The sequence below is a fragment of the Pseudomonas sp. EA_15y_Pfl1_P101 genome (assembly GCF_963970835.1).
GTDB lineage: Bacteria > Pseudomonadota > Gammaproteobacteria > Pseudomonadales > Pseudomonadaceae > Aquipseudomonas > Aquipseudomonas tritici.
Window position 1 is genome coordinate 14,534 of record NZ_CAXAPA010000016.1, and the last position, 18,594, is coordinate 33,127.

Here is an 18,594-nt window from a genome sequence, read left to right on the forward strand (position 1 = left end):
GATCATGACCATGACCACACCTACTCCAGTGTCAGCAGTCGATCAAAGCCTGCTGTACCCGTCTCCGTACAAAGAATTCTGGCAAGCCTTCTCCAAGAACAAGGGCGCGGTTGCCGGCCTGTTGTTCATGTTGCTGATCGTGTTCTGCGCGATCTTCGCGCCCTGGGTTGCGCCGCATAACCCAAGCGAGCAGTACCGCGACTTCCTGCTGACACCGCCGATCTGGCTGGAAGGCGGGCAGATGCAATTTCTGTTGGGCACCGACGAATTGGGCCGTGATTTGCTCTCGCGCCTGATTCAGGGCTCGCGTCTGTCGTTGCTGATCGGTTTGTCGTCGGTGGTGATGTCGCTGATCCCGGGGATCCTGCTGGGTCTGTTCGCCGGGTTCTTCCCGCGCTTGCTCGGCCCGACCATCATGCGTTTGATGGACATCATGCTGGCCTTGCCCTCGCTGCTGCTGGCCGTTGCCATTGTCGCGATCCTCGGCCCTGGCCTGATCAACACTGTGATCGCCATCGCTATCGTCTCGTTGCCGTCCTACGTGCGTCTGACCCGCGCTGCGGTAATGGGCGAACTGAACCGCGACTACGTGACCGCCGCCCGCCTCGCCGGCGCCGGCCTGCCACGCTTGATGTTCATCACCGTGCTGCCCAACTGCATGGCGCCGCTGATCGTACAGGCCACCTTGAGTTTCTCCTCGGCGATCCTCGATGCCGCGGCCCTGGGCTTCCTCGGCCTTGGCGTTCAACCGCCAACCCCGGAGTGGGGCACCATGCTGGCTTCGGCCCGTGACTACATCGAACGCGCCTGGTGGGTGGTGAGCCTGCCGGGTCTGACCATTTTGCTCAGCGTGCTGGCAATCAACTTGATGGGTGACGGCCTGCGCGATGCGCTGGACCCGAAACTCAAGAACGCCGCCTGAGGAGATTCCCATGTCACTGTTAGAAATCAAGAATCTCAACGTCCGCTTCGGCGACAAGACCGCCGTGCCGGTGGTCGATGGCCTCGACGTTTCGGTCGACAAAGGCGAAGTACTGGCGATCGTTGGCGAGTCGGGTTCGGGTAAATCCGTGACCATGATGGCGCTGATGGGCCTGATCGAGCATCCCGGCATCGTCACCGCCGACGCGCTGAACTTTGACGGCAAGGACATGCTCAAGCTGAGCAACCGCCAGCGTCGCCAGATCGTCGGCAAAGACCTGTCGATGGTGTTCCAGGACCCGATGACCGCGCTGAACCCCAGCTACACCGTGGGTTTCCAGATTGAAGAAGTCTTGCGCCTGCATTTGAAGATGTCCGGCAAGCAAGCGCGCAAGCGTGCCATCGAACTGTTGGAAAAGGTTGAAATCCCAGGCGCCGCCAGCCGTATGGACGCCTACCCGCACCAACTGTCCGGCGGCATGAGCCAGCGTGTGGCTATCGCGATGGCGATTGCCGGCGAGCCGAAGCTGCTGATCGCCGACGAACCGACCACCGCGCTGGACGTGACCATCCAGGCGCAGATCATGGAACTGCTGCTGGCCCTGCAGAAAGAACAGAACATGGGCCTGGTGCTGATCACCCACGACCTCGCGGTCGTGGCGGAAACCGCCCAGCGCGTGTGCGTGATGTACGCCGGCCAAGCCGTGGAAGTCGGCCAGGTGCCGCAGTTGTTCGACATTCCGGCGCACCCCTACAGCGAAGCGCTGCTCAAGGCGATCCCGGAGCACAGCCTCGGCGCCACGCGCCTGGCCACGCTGCCGGGTATCGTTCCTGGTCGTTACGACCGCCCGCAGGGTTGCCTACTGTCACCACGTTGCCCGTACGTGCAGGAATCCTGCCGTGCCCAGCGTCCTGACCTTGACCCGAAAACCAACAGCCTCGCGCGCTGCTTCTACCCCTTGAACCAGGAGGTGGCGTAATGGCCGTCGTTCTTACCGCCCGCGACCTTACCCGTCACTACGAAGTGTCCCGTGGCCTGTTCAAGGGCCATGCTCTGGTACGTGCGCTCAATGGCGTGTCCTTTGAGCTGGAAGCCGGCAAGACCCTCGCCGTTGTTGGCGAGTCGGGTTGCGGCAAATCCACCCTGGCCCGTGCGCTCACGCTGATTGAGGAGCCATCTTCCGGGTCCTTGAAAATCGCCGGCCAGGAAGTCGCCGGCGCCGACAAGGCCCAGCGCAAGCAATTGCGCAAAGACGTGCAGATGGTGTTCCAAAGCCCCTACGCCTCATTGAACCCACGGCAGAAAGTCGGCGATCAACTCGGCGAGCCGCTGCTGATCAACACCAACCTGTCCGCCGCCGAACGCCGCGAAAAAGTGCAGGCGATGATGAAGCAAGTGGGCCTGCGCCCTGAGCATTATCAGCGTTACCCGCACATGTTCTCCGGTGGTCAGCGCCAGCGTATCGCCCTCGCGCGCGCGATGATGTTGCAACCGAAAGTGCTGGTGGCGGATGAGCCAACGTCTGCACTCGACGTGTCGATCCAGGCCCAGGTGCTGAACCTGTTCATGGACCTGCAGCAGGAATTCAACACGGCCTACGTGTTCATTTCCCACAACCTGGCCGTGGTGCAACACGTTGCCGATGATGTGATGGTGATGTACCTCGGTCGCCCGGTGGAAGTCGGCCCCAAGGAAGACATCTACGCCCGCCCGCTGCACCCGTACACCCAGGCGTTGCTGTCGGCGACCCCGACCATTCACCCGGACCCGAACAAGCCGAAAATCAAAATCGTTGGCGAACTGCCCAACCCGCTGAACCCGCCGCCCGGCTGCGCCTTCCACAAGCGCTGCCCGTACGCAACTGCGCGGTGCAGCACCGAGGAGCCGCAACTGCGCGCCTTGGATAACCGCCAGGTGGCTTGCCACTATGCGGAGCAGTTTGTCGCCTGACCCTGCAACAAAAATGCCCTGAGTCTTGAGCTCAGGGCATTGCACGTGTTCTACAGCCCTTCCCATCAGGTTGCGCATCAGCCTGGCGGGTAGGGCTTCTTTTTGGGTTGGCGCCGCGTCTCAGGTTTCGCCGTCATCAAAGGTCGCACTGTCTTCGCCTTCGTTGATCGGGTTTTCCGGATCTTTAACGTCTGTGGGCTGGGGCTGCGGTTTCCAACTGCCGGAATTGACCTCGTTGGCCTTTCTCTTGGTGACAGGGCCGGTGTCCTTCCATTGGGGCGTGCCATCGCCGGCCAGTGCCGGGAGCGTTGTCAGCCCCGGGCCTGCCAATAACATCAGACAAATAGCGTATCGAGCATTTCGCACGGTGGTCTCCTTCGCAGTCAATGTGTGAAAGCTAGACCCGATGCAGGGTTCTCGCCAATTGATCGTTCCCACGCTCTGCGAGGGAACGATCAAAAGCCGATAAAAAAGGGCGAAGCCATCACAGCTTCGCCCTCTTATATATCGCTCAGACCTTAGTGATGCTCACGCGTCGCACGGAATTTCACATCCGGCCAGCGCTCTTCCATCAGCGCCAGGTTGACCCGCGTCGGCGCCAGGTAGGTCAGGTGACCACCGCCGTCGATCGCCAGGTTTTCCACGGCCTTGTTGGAGAACTCTTCCAACTTCTTCTTATCGCTGCAATCGATCCAGCGCGCGGAGTACACGGTGATCGGCTCGTAGGAGCACTCGACCTTGTATTCCTCTTTCAGGCGGCTGGCGACCACATCGAACTGCAGCACACCGACGGCGCCGAGGATGATGTCGTTGCTGCGCTCGGGGAAGAACACCTGGGTGGCACCCTCTTCCGCGAGTTGCTGCAAGCCTTGGCGCAGTTGCTTGGATTTCAGCGGGTCGCGCAGGCGCACGCGGCGGAACAGTTCCGGGGCGAAGTGCGGGATACCGGTGAAGCCCAGCGCTTCGCCTTCGGTGAAGGTGTCGCCGATCTGGATGGTGCCGTGGTTGTGCAGACCGATAATGTCGCCGGCGTAGGCTTCTTCGAGCTGTTCACGCTCGGAGGAGAAGAACGTCAGGGCGTCGCCGATACGCAAGTCCTTGCCGGTGCGCACGTGGCGCATCTTCATGCCTTTTTCGTATCTACCGGAGCAGATGCGCATGAAGGCAATACGGTCGCGGTGTTTCGGGTCCATGTTCGCCTGGATCTTGAACACGAAGCCGGTGAATTTCTCTTCAACAGGCTCAACGGTGCGCTCGTTGGCAACGCGGGCCAGGGGTTTGGGTGCCCAGTCCACCACGGCGTCGAGCACGTGGTCGACACCGAAGTTACCCAAGGCCGTCCCAAAAAACACCGGGGTCAGCTGACCGTCGAGGAATTCTTGCTGGTTGAATTCATGGCAGGCGCCCTGCACCAGTTCCAACTGGTCGACGAAGCGGTCGTACTCGTCACCCAGGTGGGCGCGGGCTTCGTCCGAATCGAGTTTCTCGATGATCTTGACGTCGGTGCGCTCGTGACCGTGGCCGGCGGTGTAGACAATGATGTAATCATCGGCCAGGTGGTACACGCCCTTGAAGTCGCGGTAGCAACCAATCGGCCAGGTGATCGGCGCGGCCTTGATCTTCAAGACGGCTTCGATTTCATCCAACAGCTCGATCGGGTCGCGGATGTCGCGGTCGAGTTTGTTGATGAAGCTGACGATCGGCGTATCACGCAGACGGCACACGTCCATCAGCGCGATGGTCCGTGGCTCGACACCTTTACCGCCGTCGAGAACCATCAACGCGGAGTCGACCGCGGTCAGGGTGCGATAGGTGTCTTCGGAGAAGTCTTCGTGGCCCGGGGTGTCGAGCAGGTTGACCATGTGGTCGCGATACGGGAACTGCATGACCGACGTGGTAATGGAGATACCCCGTTGTTTTTCCATTTCCATCCAGTCAGAGGTGGCATGGCGGTCGGATTTGCGGGATTTCACCGTGCCTGCCACCGCGATTGCCTTGCCCATCAGCAACAGCTTCTCGGTGATGGTGGTTTTACCGGCATCGGGGTGGGAAATAATGGCGAAAGTGCGGCGTTTCGCGACTTCGGCGGCCTGGTGGGTCATGGGAAATCGCCTGGCAGGTGAGTCAAAAAAGGGCGGCGAGTATAGCGCAAACCCAGGCGGCCAGACCACCGTTCAGCCCATTGGGGGTGGCTAAATGCTGCCAAGTGTGGAACCTTTTAAAAGGTAGAGACGTCCACTCCCCTCATGCCGTACTCGGAACAGGGGCTGATAAATCAGCAAGTTAGCCTGACGAGGCTGCGCTCATGGCTCGATCGCATACCGCGTTGCCGGTATCGGCGAGCTGCATTTCGCGACCACATTCAGAGGCAGCCAGCAATGGCATTGCCGCTCGGAAATGTGGACGCCGACAGAAGAAAAAAAGGAGTCCGCCTGTGGCTATTCGCTATGGCAAAGGGCTTATGGGAGGAGCGGTTGTCGTCGCTCTCCTGGCCCTGCTGGTCCACTGGATCGGCATAGACACGATCGAACGGTACCACGGCGATTTGTTGTTTTACCTGCAAGCTCATTTGATCCTGGTGCTTGTCTCCATGCTGGCCGCCCTGATTGTGGGCATCCCCGCCGGTATCCTGCTAAGCCGACCGAACATGGCTGGGCGCGCAGAACGCTTCATGCAGATCTTCAACATCGGCAACACCGTCCCGCCCCTGGCCGTACTGGCCATCGCCCTGGGCGTCCTCGGCATCGGCAGCGGGCCGGCGATCTTCGCGCTGTTCCTCGCTTCCCTACTGCCCATCGTGCGCAACACCTACGAAGGCCTGAAAAACGTCCAGGGCTCCCTGAAAGAAGCCGCCACCGGCATTGGCATGACGCCGCGCCAGGTGCTGTTTCGCGTGGAACTGCCCAACGCTGTCCCAATCATCATCGGCGGTGTACGCGTGGCCCTGGCGATCAATGTGGGGACGGCACCGCTGGCGTTCCTGATTGGCGCCAACAGCCTCGGCAGCCTGATCTTCCCTGGCATAGCCCTGAACAACCACTCGCAGTTGCTGCTCGGTGCCGCATGCACCGCGTTGTTGGCATTGCTGCTCGACGCTTTGGTGACTATGACCAGCCGCCTCTGGCTGGAACGCGGGTTGCGTCCGTCTTAGGCCTGAAACAGGAACCAACATGAAAAAACTGACCTTGATATTGAGCTGCGTCCTGCTGTTCGCAGGTTTTGCGCAAGCCGCTGAAAAGCCGGTGATCCGCATCGGCGCCCGCGTCTTCACCGAGCAGACCTTGCTCGCCGAAATCACTGCCCAGTACCTGCGCACCAAGGGCTACGACACGCGCGTAACCGGCGGCCTGGGTAGCAATCTGGCACGCAGTGCCCAGGAAAGCGGGCAACTGGATATGCTCTGGGAATACACCGGGGTGTCACTGGTGAATTACAACCATGTGGACGAGAAACTCAACAGCGAACAGTCCTACGCACGAGTGAAGGAACTCGACGCGAAAAAAGGCCTCGCCTGGCTGTCGCCGTCGAAATTCAGTAACACCTACGCGTTGGCGCTGCCAGAAAACGTGGCCAAGGAATTTCCGCAGATCAACACCATCAGCGACTTGACCCAAGCCCTGGCGCAAACCACCACAGGTACACGCCTGGTGGCCCTTGACACAGAGTTCGCTAACCGCTCCGACGGTATGGACGGCATGGTCAAGCTGTACGACATGAACCTGACCCGCGAAAACACACGCCAGATGGACGCCGGCCTGGTCTATACCGCGCTACGTAATGGCCAGGTGTTTGCCGGTTTGGTCTACACCACCGACGGTCGCCTAAGTGCCTTCAAATTGAAGCTGCTGGAAGACGACAAACATTACTTCCCCGACTACACCGCCGCGCCGGTGGTGCGCCAGGCGTACCTCGATGCTCACCCGCAACTGGCGGCTGACCTCAAGCCGTTGGCCGCGCTGTTCGACGATGAAACCATGCGCCAGTTGAACGCACGCGTCGACGTCGACCATGAAAGCCCGTCCAGCGTGGCCGCAGATTTCCTGCGCCAACATCCGATCAACTAATTAAGAGGAGAAGACATGGAATTTCTGAACGCCTTTTCCCATCTTGATTGGGTACTCGTCCTGCATCTGACCTGGCAGCACATCACCTTGGTCGGCCTCGCCGTGATCCTGGCGATTGTCGTCGGCGTGCCCCTGGGCGTACTCATGACGCGTTTCCCAACCCTGGCCGGCCCACTGCAGGCAAGCGCCACAGTGCTACTGACCGTGCCCTCCATTGCCCTGTTCGGCCTGTTGCTGCCGTTTTACTCCAAATTCGGCCAGGGCCTGGGGCCCATGCCGGCGATCACCGCCGTGTTCCTCTACTCCCTGTTGCCGATCATGCGTAACACCTACCTCGCCCTCACTGGTGTGGAACCGGGCATCCGTGAAGCCGCCAAAGGCATCGGCATGACCTTCGGCCAGCGCCTGCGCATGGTCGAGCTGCCTATCGCCGTGCCGGTGATCCTCGCCGGTGTACGCACCGCCGTGGTGATGAATATTGGCGTAATGACCATCGCCGCCACCATCGGCGCCGGTGGCCTGGGTGTACTTATTCTGGCTTCCATCAGCCGCAGCGACATGTCGATGCTGATCGTTGGCGCCGTGCTGGTCAGTCTCCTGGCCATCTTCGCCGACCTGCTTTTGCAATGGCTGCAACGCTCGCTGACTCCAAAAGGACTGCTCAAATGATCGAACTTCAACACCTGACCAAGACTTTTCAAAGCAACGGCAAGACTGTTTCTGCCGTCAACGACGTAAGCCTGACCGTCAACGAAGGCGAGATTTGCGTATTCCTCGGCCCTTCGGGCTGCGGCAAGAGCACCACGCTGAAAATGATCAACCGCCTGATCAAGCCCACCTCGGGCAAGATTCTGATCAACGGCGAAGACACCACCGACCTCGACGAAGTGACACTGCGCCGCAACATCGGTTATGTGATCCAGCAGATCGGCCTGTTCCCGAACATGACCATCGAGGAAAACATCGTGGTCGTGCCCAAACTACTGGGCTGGGACAAGCAGAAATGCCACGACCGCGCCCGCGAGTTGATGAGCATGATCAAGCTGGAACCCAAGCAATACCTGCATCGCTACCCGCGCGAATTGTCGGGCGGCCAGCAACAGCGTATCGGCGTGATCCGCGCACTGGCGGCCGATGCGCCGCTGCTGCTGATGGATGAGCCGTTCGGCGCGGTCGACCCGATCAACCGCGAGATGATCCAGAACGAATTCTTCGAGATGCAACGCACGCTGAACAAGACCGTGATCATGGTCAGCCACGACATCGACGAAGCCATCAAGCTGGGCGACAAGATCGCGATCTTCCGCGCCGGCAAGCTGCTGCAGATCGATCACCCGGACACCTTGCTGGCGCACCCGGCCGACGAGTTCGTCAGCAACTTCGTGGGCCAGGACAGCACCCTCAAGCGCCTATTGCTGGTGAAAGCCGAAGACGCAGCGGACAACGCGCCGTCTGTGAGCCCGGAAACACCGGTGGCCGAAGCATTGGAATTGATGGATGAAACTGACCGCCGCTATGTGGTGGTCACTTGTGCCGAGAACAAGGCGCTGGGGTACGTACGACGTCGCGACCTGCACCGTCAGACCGGTACTTGCGGGCAGTACCTGCGCGAATTCAACGCCACGGCGGCGTATGACGAGCATTTGCGCATCCTGTTGTCGCGCATGTACGAGTTCAACCGCTCGTGGTTGCCGGTGATGGATGCGGAGCGGGTGTTCCTGGGCGAGGTGACACAGGAGTCGATTGCTGAGTACCTGAGCTCGGGTAAATCGCGTGGGGGCAAGACCAGTATCGTTTCGCCTGCTGAGACTGCTTTAGCCTGACCTGACACAACTCGGTTAAAACTGTGGGAGCAAGCCCGCTCCCACATTTGGATCTGCCGGGTGTCAGCAATTCCCGCGAATTCGCCCGCTTCGGGGAACATCATTCCGTCACACCGGTCGGTTACATAAGTAGCTGTACCGGTCCTCGCGACGAACGCGTGCAAAAACGCGACATTTTTAGTTGATCCCACGCCCATCAAGCCCTAAAGTTCGCGCCGAACGTCCATGCTGGAAACGATCCATCCGGCTCAAGTACTGACGACGAGACAGCAAGGCCAAGGGAAGCGGTTACGCCCATGGCCTTTTTGCTTTCGGCGACATGCCTTGGGAAGTAGGCGAACCAAAGTGGGGATACGGAGGACGTTCATTTGCACCCATTGACTAAAACAGTTTGCCCTTAGGAGTTCCCAGCATGTCGATCAACGTCGAAGATTATTTCGCGCGCGCCACTTTTGACAAAATGAAGGCATTCGCCGACAAGCAAGAAACCCCGTTCGTGGTGATCGACACCGCGATGATCAGCCAGGCCTACGATGACCTGCGCGCCGGTTTCGAATTCGCCAAGGTCTACTACGCAGTCAAGGCCAACCCGGCCGTCGAGATCATCGACCTGCTCAAGGACAAAGGTTCGAGCTTCGACATCGCCTCGATCTACGAGCTGGACAAAGTGATGGACCGCGGCGTCAGCGCCGACCGTATCAGCTACGGCAACACCATCAAGAAATCCAAGGACATCCGCTACTTCTACGAGAAGGGCGTGCGCCTGTTCTCTACCGACTCCGAAGCCGACCTGCGCAACATCGCCAAGGCCGCGCCGGGTTCGAAAGTGTATGTGCGTATCCTCACCGAAGGCTCGACCACGGCTGACTGGCCTTTGTCGCGCAAATTCGGCTGCCAGACCGACATGGCCATGGACCTGCTGATCCTCGCCCGCGACCTGGGCCTGGTGCCTTACGGCATTTCGTTCCACGTAGGCTCGCAACAGCGCGACATCAGCGTGTGGGACGCGGCGATCGCAAAGGTCAAAGTGATCTTCGAACGCCTGAAAGAAGAAGACGGCATTCACCTCAAGCTGATCAACATGGGCGGTGGCTTCCCGGCCAACTACATCACCCGCACCAACAGCCTGGAAACCTACGCCGAGGAAATCATCCGTTTCCTCAAGGAAGACTTTGGCGATGAACTGCCGGAAATCATCCTTGAGCCGGGCCGTTCGTTGATTGCCAACGCCGGTATCCTGGTCAGCGAAGTCGTGCTGGTCGCGCGTAAATCGCGCACCGCCGTCGAGCGCTGGGTTTACACGGACGTGGGCAAATTCTCCGGCCTGATCGAAACCATGGACGAAGCCATCAAGTTCCCGATCTGGACCGAGAAGAAAGGCGAGATGGAAGAAGTGGTCATCGCCGGCCCGACCTGCGACAGCGCCGACATCATGTACGAAAACTACAAGTACGGCCTGCCGCTGAACCTGGCGATTGGTGATCGTTTGTACTGGCTGTCGACCGGCGCGTACACCACCAGCTACAGCGCGGTTGAGTTCAATGGGTTTCCGCCGTTGAAGTCGTTCTACGTGTAAGACGGCTGCCAATAAAAAACCCATGACATGTCATGGGTTTTTTTATGCGTCAGCAAAGGCTGTCGGCACGTTGCAGGTAGGCGTCTGCCATTGCCCTGACCTGCGGATCACTTGCCGCCGCCAGAGCCTTGTGTGCCGTTCGCAGAAACTTCAAATTCCCGCCACTCAACGCCTTGCGCAACCACGCCAGCGCCGTCTCAATCTGGCCTCTGTCCGCCAGCACCGCCGCGTAACTGAACTGCCCGCGAAAATCACCGCCTTCGGCCGAGCGTCGGTACCAGTGCACTGCAGCATCCAGGTCCCGTGGGCAGAATTGGCCCTCTTCCAGATAACGGCCCAGCAGATTCATCGACTTGGCGTGTCCTTGTTCGGCTGCCTGCAGATACAAGGCCAGTGCGTGTAGTGGGTCCTCGGCAACCCCGCGCCCTGTGGCCAGCAGATTGGCGTAGTTGTACTGGCCCCAATCCAACCCGGCCTCGGCGGCCATACGGTATTCGCGTGCAGCGGCCGCCTCGTCCGCAGCGCATCCCCAGCCATGTTCCAGGCAACGCCCGGCCATATTGCGCGCCATCAAATGCCCGCCCTGTGCCGCGATCTGAAACCAGCGCAACGCCAGCGCCTCATCGTGCGCAATGCCGCGCCCTTGCAGCAAGATTTGCCCGAGCAGCGCCTGGGCATCGACCACACCCTCCTTCGCCACGATCAAGATCGCCTGGGCAGCGCGTACCGGCGAGTCGTCGAGCATGCTTTGCAGCTGCTCAATGTTGAGCACTTCTTCGCGTCGCAATAAAAAGCCCATGTCAGACCTCGACCCAGCGGCGCAGCAGGTTGTGGTAAGTGCCCGTAAGCTGGATCAGCGCCGGATGGTCGGGGACATCGGCGGTCAGTTGCTGGATCGCGCCGTCCATTTCGAACAGCAAGGTGCGCTGGCTGTCTTCGCGCACCAGGCTTTGGGTCCAGAAGAACGAGGCGTAACGCGCGCCACGGGTCACGGCGTTGACTTTGTGCAGGCTGGAGCCGGGGTACAGCACCAGGTCACCGGCCGGTAACTTCACGCGCTGCAGGCCGAAAGTGTCCTGGATCACCAGTTCGCCACCGTCGTATTCGTCCGGGTCGCTGAAAAACAGCGTGGACGACAGATCGGTGCGCACGCGCTCGTGGCTGCCTTTGGGCTGGCGCACGGCGTTGTCGATATGAAAGTCGAAACTGCCCCCCGCGGTATAGCAGTTGAGCAACGGCGGAAAGACCTTGTGCGGTAACGCCGCTGACATAAACAACGGGGTTTGCCACAAACGCTCAAGCATCGCCGCGCCGATTTCCTTGGCAAGCGGGTGGCCCTCAGGTAACTGCAGGTTGTGCTTGGCCTTGGCGGATTGATGCCCGGCGGTGATTTTACCGTCGGCCCAATCGGCATTTTCCAGGGCATGGCGGATGCGCTGTACTTCCTCGCGAGAGAACAGGCCGGGGATGTGCAGCAGCATGGGCAATACCTGGGATCAGAGAAGCGCCAATGGTATTGATTCTTATCCGCCCTGTAAAACAGGTCGACGAATGAGTTCGTAAATACCGTAAGCAAAAAGTGTAAAGAATGTAAATTCAGTGCAATTAGCAATATATCTCAATTGATAGAAATACTTGTTACCACTATATTCCGCGGCCTCACATCCTTGGGGAAAGGACACGTCATGTCGCGCACTACTACAAAAATACCTGCCAGTTCACCACGCATGCTGGCTTCGGCCATCGGCGTTGCGCTCAGCGCCAGCTCTGTTGCCCACCTGGCGCAGGCGGCTGAAGACACTGAACAAAAAGGCCAGCGCAACAGCATCTCCCTGGGCGCCACCAGCATCACCGGGGAAGAACAGGACAACACCTCCTACCAGGTCGAAAAAGCCTCGTCGCAGAAATACACCGCGCCGCTGGTCGACACCCCGCGCTCGGTCACCGTGGTGCCACAACAAGTGCTCAAGGACACCGCGGCCACCTCGTTGCAGGACGCCTTGCGCACCGTACCGGGCATTACCTTCGGCGCCGGAGAAGGCGGGAACCCCCAGGGCGACCGTCCGTTCATCCGTGGTTTTGACGCCCAGGGCGACACCTACCTGGACGGCGTGCGCGACACCGGTGGCCAGAGCCGGGAGATCTTCGACATCGAGTCGATTGAAGTCAGCAAAGGCCCGAACTCTTCCTTCGGCGGCCGTGGCTCGGCCGGTGGCAGCCTCAACCTGGTGAGCAAGACCCCGCAAGCGCGGGACTTCACCAACGGTGGCTTTACCTACGGTTCCGACCAGACCCGCCGCTACGTACTCGACGTGAACCGCCAGTTCCTCGACGACAGCGCCGCGTTCCGCCTGAACCTGATGAGCCACGAGCAGAACGTGGCGGGCCGCGACGCGGTGAATTACGACCGTTGGGGCGTAGCGCCGTCGCTGACGTTTGGTCTGGGCACCCCAACCCGCGTCAACCTCAGCTACTACCACATGGAAAGCAACGATCTGCCGGACTCGGGGATTCCCTACGGCTACAGCTCGGCGACCGCGACCGCTCACGTGCATGACAAACCCACCGACGGCGGCGACAGCAACAACTTCTACGGCCTCAAGAGCCGCGACTTCCGCAAGACCCGCGCCGATATCAGTACGTTCTCCATCGAGCACGATTTGAACGACAACATGACCCTGAAAAACACCCTGCGTCATGGCAGCACCGGCCAGGATTACGTGCTGACACAGCCGGACGACAGCAAGCTCAACGTCAACAAATACGGCACCGTGTGGCGTCGTGCCAATACCCGCGTATCGACCACCACCACGACCACCAACCAGACCGACCTGTTCGGCAGCTTCCAGGCCTTGGGCTTCAAGCACAGTTACTCCACAGGCCTGGAATTCACCGGTGAAGAAACGCGTGTCAGCGGCTATACCGTAAGCCCGAACACCAACCCGACCTGCACCGTGGCCGGCGGAGGACGGGGTGGCCAGTGCACCTCGCTGAGCAATCCGAACCCGGATGACGCCTGGACCGGTAGCGTCGCGCGCAACTACAACGGCACCCACACCAAGGCCACCAGCCGTGGCGCCTATGTGTTCGACACCATCGAACTCGATCCGAAATGGCTGCTGAACGTCGGCCTGCGCTACGACACCTTTGACACGGTAGCCCACACCAACGCGACCACCGGCCGTACCACGATCAAGGAAGACAGCCAGTTCTTCAACTGGCAGGCCGGCCTGGTCTGGAAGCCTGTGGAAAACGCCAGCATCTATGCGTCCTACGCAACTTCGGCAACGCCGGCTGGCGGCCTGGTAGGTGAAGGTTCCGACGGCAACCCTCTGTCAGCCGGTGCCGCCACCAGCGATCTGCAACCGGAAGAAACCGTCAACTACGAGCTGGGCACCAAGTGGGACCTGTTCCACGATCGCCTCTCGCTGACTGCCGCCGTATTCCGTACCGAGAAGAAAAACACGCGCATCCTCGTGGATGCCTTGACCTACGAGAACGCTGGCGAATCTCAGGTCGACGGCCTGGAGCTGTCGGCCAGCGGCAAGCTGACCGACCAATGGCAGGTGTTCGCCGGGTACAGCTACCTCGACAGCGAGCTGGTCAAATCCGGACGTAATGGTCGTAACGGTGTGATCAGTGCCGGCTCCAATGAAGGCAACCAAATGCCAAACACGCCGAAGAACACCTTCAGCCTATGGACCACCTACGACGTCACCTCCAAACTCACCATCGGTGGTGGCGCGTTCTACGTTGACGACGTTTACGGCGACGCCGGCAACACCGTTTACGTACCGTCCTACACCCGCTACGACGCCATGGCCAGCTACAAGCTGACCAAGAACGTCGACCTTCAATTGAACGTGCAAAACCTGACCGACAAGGTTTACTACGACAAGGCATTCTCGACCCACTTCGCCAACCAGGCAGCCGGTCGCACGGCACTGTTGACCACCAGCTTCCACTTTTAAACAGCAGCGCCACGCATCAAAAAGCCCCACGCATCGGATGCGTGGGGCTTTTGCGTGTTACACAGAATGTTTCTCGACAAGCCACGGCATAATGCGCGCCGTGCCCTACATATTCAGATAGACGAGGCGGTCAGACGTGTTGAAGAAAACCCTGTTCCAGTTGCACTGGTTCTTTGGCATTACTGCCGGGCTGGTGCTGGCCTTGATGGGGATCACCGGAGCTGCGGTTTCGTTTCAGGATGAGATTCTGCGCGCGCTCAACCCCACGGTACTGAACGTCGAGAAACGCGAAGCGGGTGTGCTGCCGCCCGCCGAGCTGGTGCGCAAACTGGAGGCCACTGAAGGCAAGACCGTGTCCATGCTCTGGGTGGAAAGCGAAAGCGGTAACGCTGCGCGCGTGTTCTTCACCCCGCCGCCCGGCGAGCGCCGTGGCCAGATGCGCTACTTCGACCCCTACACCGGCGACTACATGGGCGACGCCGTCGGCCAGGACGCGTTCGGTTTTATCCTGCAACTGCACCGTTTCCTGGTCATGGGCGAAACCGGCCGGCAGATCACCGGCGCCTGCACGCTGATTCTGGTGTTCTTCTGCCTCTCCGGCTTGTACCTGCGCTGGCCGCGCCAAGTGGCGAGCTGGCGGGCCTGGCTGACGTTGGACTGGCGCAAAAAGGGCCGCAGCTTCAACTGGGACCTGCACTCGGTATTCGGCACCTGGTGCCTGCTGGCCTATCTTCTGTCGGCACTGACCGGGCTGACCTGGTCCTACGATTGGTACAGTCAGGGCCTGACCAAACTGTTGTCCGACGCACCTCACAATGAAAGGGTTCGCAAGCGCGGCCCGGCGCCCGACGGCGCGGCACCAGTGGCCAACTACGACGCCATCTGGAGCAGCATCTACAGCAACGCCGGCCCAGGTTTGAGCGCCTATAACATCCGCATGCCAGCGGTCGCGGGGCAACCGGCCACGGTCTATTACCTGCTGAGCAACTCGCCCCATGACCGCGCGCTGAACCAGATCAACCTGGACCCGGCCACCGGCGAGGTTAAATCCCACGACCAATACGCCAGCAAGACGCTCGGCGCCCAATTGCTGACCAGCGTTTATGCGCTGCACACCGGCAGCTATTTTGGCCTGACAGGGCGGATTATCCTCACGGTCAGCTCATTGCTGATGCCGTTGTTCTTCATCACCGGCTGGCTGCTGTACCTGGACCGTCGTCGCAAAAAACGCCAGGTGCGCGATGCACGTCAAGGCCTCACTGCCAATACCAGCGATGCCCCGGCCTGGCTGATCGGCTTTGCCAGCCAGAGCGGTTTTGCCGAACAGCTTGCATGGCAAACGGCTGGGCAACTACAAGCGGCAGGCTTGCCGGTGAAGGTGCAGCCCCTGGGCAGCGTCAGCCAGGATGACTTGCGCCAGTCGGAAAATGCGTTGTTCGTGGTCAGCACCTTCGGTGACGGCGAAGCCCCCGACAGCGCCCGTGGTTTCGAGCGCAGCGTGCTCGGTCAGGACCTGTCTCTCAAAGGTCTGAACTACTCGGTACTGGCATTGGGCGACCGCCAATACGAACACTTCTGCGGTTTTGCACGGCGCCTGAATTTCTGGCTGACCCACCAGGGCGGCAACCCCCTGTTCGCGCCAGTGGAAGTAGACAGCGGTGACACCAGCGCGCTGCTGCACTGGCAACAACAGCTTGGACAACTCACAGGCCACACCGCCGTGGCAGCCTGGCCGACCGCCCAGTACGAAAACTGGACGCTCAGCCAACGCACCCTGCTCAACCACGACAGCAGCGGCTCGAACGTATATTTGCTGGGCCTCACCTCGCCGTCGCCTCAAAGCTGGCAAGCCGGTGATCTGGTGGAAGTGCTGCCACGCAATTGCCCCTGGGCCATCGAACACTTCCTCGGCGGCCTCGGCCTGGTCGGCAGCGATGGCGTATTGATCGACGGCATGGCGCAGTCCCTCAACCAGGCGCTCGCCACGCGCCAACTGCCGGACAACCGCACCCACTTGGTCGGCCTGCACGCCCAGGCCTTGGTGAACGCGTTGGTGCCCCTGGGCATGCGCGAATACTCCATCGCCTCGATTGCCAGCGAGGGCGTGCTGGAGCTGATCGTGCGCCAGGAACGCCACCCCGACGGCAGCCTGGGGTTGGCCAGCGGCTGGCTCACCGAACACGCCAGCATCGGGTCAAGCATCAGCCTGCGCCTGCGTCGCAACAGTGGCTTCCACCTGCCGGAGGCATCGGTGCCGCTGATCCTGCTGGGCAACGGCACCGGCCTGGCAGGCCTGCGCAGCTTGCTCAAGGCGCGGATTGCCGACGGGCAGCAACGCAACTGGCTGCTGTTCGGCGAACGCAATATCGCCCATGACTTCCTGTGCCAGGACGAGCTGCAGGGCTGGTTGGCCAATGGTGATCTGGCGTTGCTGGACCTGGCGTTTTCCCGCGATCAGACCGATAAGGTCTACGTGCAGGATCGTCTGCGGGAATCAGCCGATGTGCTGCGTAAATGGCTGAGCGAAGGCGCGGCGATTTATGTGTGCGGGAGTTTGCAGGGGATGGCGGCTGGGGTGGATCAGGCGCTGGTGGATATTCTCGGCAGTGAAGCCGTAGCGCGGTTGATTGAGCAAGGTCGCTACCGCCGGGATGTCTACTGACTTAATCACAATGAAGATCTAACTGTGGGAGCGGACTTGCTCGCTCCCACAGTTTTGATTGCATTCCAAGTCAGGCAGGTTGCAGCTTTTGCTCGAATACGCAGACGCCATCCAGATCACGAAGGATGACCGTCAACTCCGCCGTCTGCCCATCAATCTGCACCTCGCCAAAAAACTGGAATCCGGCAAACGGTGAGGTGTTCTGTGCCGGTGGTGCCTTCTCGAACACCACCTCGGGCCCAAAGGTTTTATCCAGCGGATTAGGCCCGAAACTCCCCGCGTTCAGCGGCCCGGCGACAAACTCCCAGAACGGTTCAAAATCCTGGAACGCGGCGCGATCCGGGTGGTAGTGATGCGCCGCGCAGTAGTGCACATCCGCCGTCAACCACACATGGTTGCGCACCTTCTGAGCCCTTAAAAAGCCCAGCAATTCGGCAATTTCCAACTCGCGACCTTGCGGCGCACCCGGGTCATTGTTAGCGATGGCTTCCCAGCGCGCTACACCGGGGCTCACCTCACCATCAGGCACGCCAAGACCAATGGGCATGTCGGCGGCGATCACTTTCCACTGCGCCTGGGACGCCTTGAGTTCGCCCTTTAGCCAGTCCAATTGCTCACGACCGAGGAAGGGTTTTTCGCCGCCCAGGTTGTCATCGTTGGGGCCACGATAACTGCGCATATCCAGCACGAACACATCCAACAATGGACCATAACTGAGCTTGCGATAAATCCGCCCGCCGCCATCGGCGCTTTGCCGGCGCATCGGGGAATATTCCAACCAGGCCTGGCGCGCGCGGCCGACCAAGGTGTTGATGTCCTTGGTCTGGTAACGCTCATCGAGCTGCTTGCTCGGCGACCAGTTGTTCACCACTTCGTGGTCGTCCCATTGCCAGATCTGCGGCACCTCGGCGTTGAAGCGACGCACGTTTTCGTCCATCAGGTTGTAGCGGTAATTGCCGCGATATTCATCCAGGGTTTCGGCAACTTTGCTCTTGGCTTCGGTGGTGATATTGCGCCAGATGCGCCCATCTTCAACCTTAAGCTGCGCCGGCACCGGGCCGTCGGCGTAGATGGTGTCGCCGCTGTGGATAAAGAAGTCCGGCAGGCGCAAGCGCATGGCTTCGTAGATGCGCATGCCGCCGATGTCCGGGTTGATGCCGAAGCCTTGGCCGACGGTGTCGCCGCTCCACACAAAACGAATATCACGGCGCTGTTGCGGCACGCTGCGCAGGTGGCCGAACCAGGGTTCGCTGGCGACACCGGTCTGGGCGTCTTCGAAATGCACGCGGTAGAAAATCGCCTGGTCGGCGGGCAGCCCGGTGAGTTCGACACGGGCGGTAAAGTCGGTGCGATTGTCGGCGAGCGGCGAGATGAATGTGCGCGGGTTGCTGAACACGCTGCGGGTGTCCCACTCCACCACCATGCGCGCGGGGCGGTCGCTGCGGCTCCAGATCATCGCGCGGTCGCCGAGCAGGTCGCCGGACTGCACACCGTCAGTGAGTTGCGGGCGGTCCTTCACGGAGGCGATCACTGCCGGGGCCAGGCCCGGCAGTAACAGGCCGGCGCCGACGGCTTGCATCACGCGGCGGCGACCGAGATCGAAGTGGCTCATGCAGGTGCCCTCTT

Annotated in this window: 15 protein-coding genes; 10 read left to right on the plus strand and 5 right to left on the minus strand. The window is 60.5% G+C overall.

The window, feature by feature from the left end:
- Positions 1-10 precede the first annotated feature (10 nt).
- The 3 genes from AACY36_RS22510 to AACY36_RS22520 are packed head-to-tail and all read left to right on the plus strand — an operon-like array spanning position 11 to position 2,872.
- Positions 11-922 (plus strand): ABC transporter permease subunit, encoded by a 912-nt coding sequence (locus tag AACY36_RS22510; protein WP_339417440.1) that lies wholly within the window; start codon positions 11-13, stop codon positions 920-922.
- A 10-nt stretch (positions 923-932) separates the two neighbouring features.
- Positions 933-1,901: an ABC transporter ATP-binding protein gene (locus AACY36_RS22515; RefSeq protein ID WP_339417438.1), complete on the plus strand. Its 969-nt coding sequence runs from the start codon at positions 933-935 to the stop codon at positions 1,899-1,901.
- Positions 1,901-2,872, plus strand: a complete 972-nt coding sequence (locus tag AACY36_RS22520; protein ID WP_016976250.1) for a peptide ABC transporter ATP-binding protein — start codon at positions 1,901-1,903, stop codon at positions 2,870-2,872. Before AACY36_RS22515 ends, AACY36_RS22520 begins: the two co-directional genes overlap by 1 nt.
- Before the next feature lie 120 nt (positions 2,873-2,992).
- Here AACY36_RS22520 and AACY36_RS22525 read toward each other — a convergent pair whose 3' ends face one another.
- Together AACY36_RS22525 and AACY36_RS22530 are read right to left on the minus strand one after the other, a co-directional pair.
- Complete coding sequence (locus tag AACY36_RS22525) at positions 2,993-3,238, minus strand: hypothetical protein (RefSeq protein ID WP_339417437.1); 246 nt, start codon at positions 3,236-3,238, stop codon at positions 2,993-2,995.
- A gap of 152 nt (positions 3,239-3,390) precedes the next feature.
- On the minus strand, positions 3,391-4,974 hold the full coding sequence (locus tag AACY36_RS22530) for a peptide chain release factor 3 (protein ID WP_339417435.1): 1,584 nt from the start codon (positions 4,972-4,974) through the stop codon (positions 3,391-3,393).
- A gap of 359 nt (positions 4,975-5,333) precedes the next feature.
- On the opposite strand from AACY36_RS22530, the gene AACY36_RS22535 reads away from it, so the two are divergent.
- The 5 genes from AACY36_RS22535 to AACY36_RS22555 all read left to right on the plus strand — a co-directional run bounded on the left by AACY36_RS22535 (position 5,334) and on the right by AACY36_RS22555 (position 10,335).
- Positions 5,334-6,023, plus strand: coding sequence for an ABC transporter permease (locus AACY36_RS22535; RefSeq protein ID WP_339427209.1), 690 nt, complete (start codon positions 5,334-5,336; stop codon positions 6,021-6,023).
- A 19-nt stretch (positions 6,024-6,042) separates the two neighbouring features.
- On the plus strand, positions 6,043-6,936 hold the full coding sequence (locus AACY36_RS22540; protein ID WP_339427167.1) for a glycine betaine ABC transporter substrate-binding protein: 894 nt from the start codon (positions 6,043-6,045) through the stop codon (positions 6,934-6,936).
- 15 nt (positions 6,937-6,951) lie between these two features.
- Positions 6,952-7,605 carry an ABC transporter permease gene (locus AACY36_RS22545; protein WP_339417433.1) on the plus strand — a complete coding sequence of 218 codons (654 nt, stop codon included), beginning with the start codon at positions 6,952-6,954 and terminating at the stop codon, positions 7,603-7,605.
- Complete coding sequence (locus AACY36_RS22550; protein ID WP_339497600.1) at positions 7,602-8,759, plus strand: osmoprotectant ABC transporter ATP-binding protein OsmV; 1,158 nt, start codon at positions 7,602-7,604, stop codon at positions 8,757-8,759. The genes AACY36_RS22545 and AACY36_RS22550 overlap by 4 nt, the downstream gene beginning before the upstream one ends.
- A gap of 412 nt (positions 8,760-9,171) precedes the next feature.
- The gene (locus AACY36_RS22555; RefSeq protein ID WP_032861941.1) at positions 9,172-10,335 is read left to right on the plus strand and encodes a type III PLP-dependent enzyme; all 1,164 of its coding nucleotides are present in this window, start codon (positions 9,172-9,174) and stop codon (positions 10,333-10,335) included.
- 49 nt (positions 10,336-10,384) lie between these two features.
- On the opposite strand, the gene AACY36_RS22560 is transcribed toward AACY36_RS22555, so the two are convergent.
- Positions 10,385-11,134: a tetratricopeptide repeat protein gene (locus AACY36_RS22560; protein ID WP_339497602.1), complete on the minus strand. Its 750-nt coding sequence runs from the start codon at positions 11,132-11,134 to the stop codon at positions 10,385-10,387.
- 1 nt (position 11,135) lies between these two features.
- Complete coding sequence (locus AACY36_RS22565) at positions 11,136-11,816, minus strand: Fe2+-dependent dioxygenase (protein ID WP_339417430.1); 681 nt, start codon at positions 11,814-11,816, stop codon at positions 11,136-11,138.
- 204 nt (positions 11,817-12,020) lie between these two features.
- On the opposite strand from AACY36_RS22565, the gene AACY36_RS22570 reads away from it, so the two are divergent.
- Together AACY36_RS22570 and AACY36_RS22575 are read left to right on the plus strand one after the other, a co-directional pair.
- A complete protein-coding gene (locus tag AACY36_RS22570) occupies positions 12,021-14,306 on the plus strand; it encodes a TonB-dependent receptor (protein ID WP_339497604.1) in 2,286 nt (761 codons plus the stop codon).
- Positions 14,307-14,442: 136 nt separating this feature from the next.
- A complete protein-coding gene (locus tag AACY36_RS22575) occupies positions 14,443-16,968 on the plus strand; it encodes a sulfite reductase flavoprotein subunit alpha (protein ID WP_339497606.1) in 2,526 nt (841 codons plus the stop codon).
- Between the two features lie 70 nt (positions 16,969-17,038).
- On the opposite strand, the gene AACY36_RS22580 is transcribed toward AACY36_RS22575, so the two are convergent.
- A complete protein-coding gene (locus tag AACY36_RS22580; RefSeq protein ID WP_339417427.1) occupies positions 17,039-18,580 on the minus strand; it encodes an alkaline phosphatase D family protein in 1,542 nt (513 codons plus the stop codon).
- Between the last annotated feature and the right edge of the window lie 14 nt (positions 18,581-18,594).